The organism is Paraburkholderia sediminicola, assembly GCF_046026895.1.
In the GTDB taxonomy this organism is placed as follows: domain Bacteria; phylum Pseudomonadota; class Gammaproteobacteria; order Burkholderiales; family Burkholderiaceae; genus Paraburkholderia; species Paraburkholderia sediminicola_C.
This window is the reverse complement of the sequence record NZ_JAQQEU010000185.1, coordinates 1-3219: the sequence shown is the minus strand read 5'-3', so window position 1 is coordinate 3219 and position 3219 is coordinate 1. Positions and strand designations below refer to the sequence as shown.

General features: G+C 56.7%; 2 protein-coding genes and 1 pseudogene. 1 reads left to right on the top strand and 2 read right to left on the bottom strand.

The window, feature by feature from the left end; all coding sequences use genetic code 11:
• Positions 1 to 221: 221 nt before the first annotated feature.
• Positions 222 to 2270 carry a hypothetical protein gene (locus tag PQR02_RS40005; protein WP_408243324.1) on the bottom strand — a complete coding sequence of 683 codons (2049 nt, stop codon included), beginning with the start codon at positions 2268 to 2270 and terminating at the stop codon, positions 222 to 224.
• A gap of 355 nt (positions 2271 to 2625) precedes the next feature.
• Here PQR02_RS40005 and PQR02_RS40000 point away from each other — a divergent pair, with 355 nt between their 5' ends.
• Positions 2626 to 2859: a hypothetical protein gene (locus PQR02_RS40000; RefSeq protein ID WP_408243323.1), complete on the top strand. Its 234-nt coding sequence runs from the start codon at positions 2626 to 2628 to the stop codon at positions 2857 to 2859.
• 197 nt (positions 2860 to 3056) lie between these two features.
• Here the strand turns inward: PQR02_RS40000 and PQR02_RS39995 are convergent.
• Positions 3057 to 3219: pseudogene (locus tag PQR02_RS39995) on the bottom strand (IS5/IS1182 family transposase); the annotation flags it as partial.

Here is a 3219-nt window from a genome sequence, read left to right as displayed (position 1 = left end):
CCGCATTAAACTCAACTGCAAATCTATCCGTCGAACCGGGTCAACTTCATCTATCACGCGCTTGGCAAGCTACTCGAACCTGAGCTGGCCCACAGTTTTCAACTGACGAGCCTACATAAATGGTGATCACCAGTCTTTGCCTCGTTCACATTGAAACCGATTGGAGCAGTCCTTCCAATAGCGCCAATCGGTTTCGGCACAAAATCGGGTTGGCAAGGGCGTCAGTTCGTCGGCACCCAGGATTCAGGGGAGTCCTTAGCACGAAGAATTCTTTCCGCGTGCCACGCTCCACTGCTGAATGAGCCGAAGACGTGGACGGCCTTTCCGACCACGAGCGGAACGCTCAACTGAGCCTGTTCGGCAGCAGAAGTATCAACCAGCACAGGGACTCCGGTTTGAGGTTTGATTGTTATTTGCAACCTGTCTACCGAAGTGATGATTCCGTAGATTTGGCTGGGCAGAGGTGCTTGCGGAGGAGACGGGGGCGGGACTACGAGGGGAGCGCGCGTCCCGCCCGGAGCGAAGATGTTCAGGGCCGCGAAGCTGGCGACAAAGACCTTGCCGTTGGCGACAGTCGGCACGATGTTGGCGTTGGAGTTGGGGCCAGGCCAGGAGCCGGCGACGGACGAGAAGATCGGTGTTGTGCCACCTGAAGCGTCGAAGGCGTAGAGCGTCACGTTGGCCGGTGCAGCAGTGCTGGTGGGGCGACCGACGGCCCAGATGATCGCGGACCCGGCTGATGTGCCGTTCGATGAAATCGTCGTAAAAAAGCCACCGTCCTGGCCGGATGAGATGCTAGCAAACGATTTTTCCAGTTGCAGCGCCGGGGTTGCCGGAACCTTCCAGACCTTGATGCTTCTGCCGCCGCTACTGACAACGCGGCGGACGCCGTCCGATCCCATAAAATACGATGGACCGCACCAGCAGGAACCGAAATCGGCGATGGAAAGCGCTCTGGCGGAGTCGTTGTGACCCATCGAGTCGCGGCTCATGAGGTATAGACGGCCGCGCTTTCCTCCGGCAACGACCGTACCAACCGATTCTCCGAGGATGTCCGGTATAACCATGGCGCCACCAGAACCGAAATCGTCGTCCGTGGCATCTAGCGGCCCGACGCCATTGGTACCTGAAGGTGTGAAATAGTCCACCAGCGTGGTCAAGTCGGCGGAGAGCTTCACCACGCTTTCCTGAACGTTGTTTGGAGGACCGTAGGTCGTACCGGCTGCGTCTGAGTTTCCAGTGATGAAGTACAGCACCCCCGTCGGACCTGCGGCAATGCCATACCCGGACATCCAGACGGACGACAGGTAAAACGTGTTGGGTGAAGTCGACAGCTTGTTCATCAAGTGATGCGCAGTCTGCGACTGATTCGCAGGAAGCGGTGACAGCGTGTTCGCCTTCCATCCCAACACCCAGCCGCGCGACTGGTCGGCGCGTATGTCGCAGAAGCTGGCGAAAGCGGCGTAGATGTTTCCGTTCGCCAAAAGGAGACCGGCACGTTGCCGGCTGAACCCTGCGGCGAAATTGTAGGTCGTGCCGTTCGTCAGGGTACGCGAAGCCGAGATCGTGGTCGGAGATGCCCCTCTGTCAGCCAAGGTGGTGATGTCAAGGGCGTGGAGCTGATAGGTCGGCGTGTTGTTCACCAGCTTGAACGAGACCACATATAGTGTTGGTGGGGTGGTGCTCGGATCGATCACCGGCGTGGAGTTGATTCCCATGGTCGGGCCGTTGTTGTCACAGCCGCCGGGAAGCCTCGATCGCGGTACCGGAGTCCCGAGGTTCCTCTGGAGTAGCAGCGCGCCCGTGGAAGCCGAGTAGGCGTAAATGTTGTTGGCTTCGGTGGCAACGTATACGACGTCCTGTGTTGTCCCTTTGAGGCTCAGCGCGGAAACAACCAATGGCTGCGCGTCGACCCAGTCGTTCACTCGGTCGCCGAGCGGGATTGAATATAAGACGCCGAACGAACCGGCTTTGACGTTGGAAGGGGTAAGGGTCGTCTCGTTCGAATTCCAACCAGTACGATTCGTGTCGCCATGATAGGTCAACACGTTCGCGGACGTGGCCGCCAACGTATTGATCGGAGATGCCGTCGCGGCACGTCCTGAGTCGGTGACTTCTGGAGACAAAGGCTGTCCGACTGACTGCCCGGACGCGACGGACATCAAGGCCCCTAAAAAGACGGCGGTGAGCAGACAGGGTAGGAACGAAAAATCCCTTCTCGAGATTGCGCCGGATCCTTCGTTGTTAGGGTTAAGCTTCGCGTTTTTCATGACAAGTCCTCCTTTCTTTCCAAGGACGTTATGTGGCAGTTTCGTTAGCCTATATTTTCGTTTTTGATCAAATGGCCAATGGCATGAACTTCTCAAAGTTTGGCGCGTGGTAAGTCTTCGTGATTAGGGGCGCCTTTGCCGGCAGGGCTATGAGGAGCTGTTCGGACTCCTGCACGAGTGGTAAAAAGCAACGAAGGTGCGGAGGCGTTCATTCCAGCGGGTGATTTTTAAGATAAACGTCCACCTGAGTGACACCCTTGTGCAGGATCCTGATGTCACCCCGCAATGCGCCGGCGACACCGGTATTCATGTGCGTCTACGTCATGCAGTTAGTGTTAGGGGAAGAATGCGTTGAATGCAAGTGACCGTTGAAAAAGGCGCGTTTTGGCGGCTTATTGGCGTTTGCTGCCGATGTGTAAAAAGTCGCGCTGTGCTTGCGTTTTCCGCGCCTTCAGCGATGACAGTCAGCTTCAACACGTTGCCAATGTCGTCGCCGCAAAGCAAAAACAAACGCTTAACAGGAGCGATGATCGAACTTCGACAACAAGGGCCGAAACAACGAATGGTCATGCGATTAAAGATGTTTTAGCGCAAGGCGCCATGCTGGACGCGGTTCTGCAATCCGTTTCCGACGGCTTGGGTAGTCCCCGTCGAACGGCCGTTGCACCTCGATTGTGTTGAAAAAGTCTTGTTTTGATACTGGGCGATGAGCTAGCGATCCTCGCACTAGCGCTGTCTCTGTTTTCGAAGATGTGGATCTTGTCGGAGCAAGCGCTCCGTTGCGCATCACCCAGCAGCAAACCTCATCTTTGTGTTTCCAGGCATGATCCGCTTGGCCATTCGTCGCAGGTTTTGAGCCGTTGCCGCCAGCAGGAACTCGTCGTGCGCACCTGTTGGCCCACGCAGTCGCAAACGGTCAAGCTTGAGGATACGTTTGAGGTGGGCAAAG

Coding starts and splice junctions, on each gene's coding strand:
- PQR02_RS40000 (WP_408243323.1), top strand. CDS start 2,626: ATGCAAGTGACCGTTGAAAAAGGCGCGTTTTGGCGGCTTATTGGCGTT.
- PQR02_RS40005 (WP_408243324.1), bottom strand. CDS start 2,270: ATGAAAAACGCGAAGCTTAACCCTAACAACGAAGGATCCGGCGCAATC.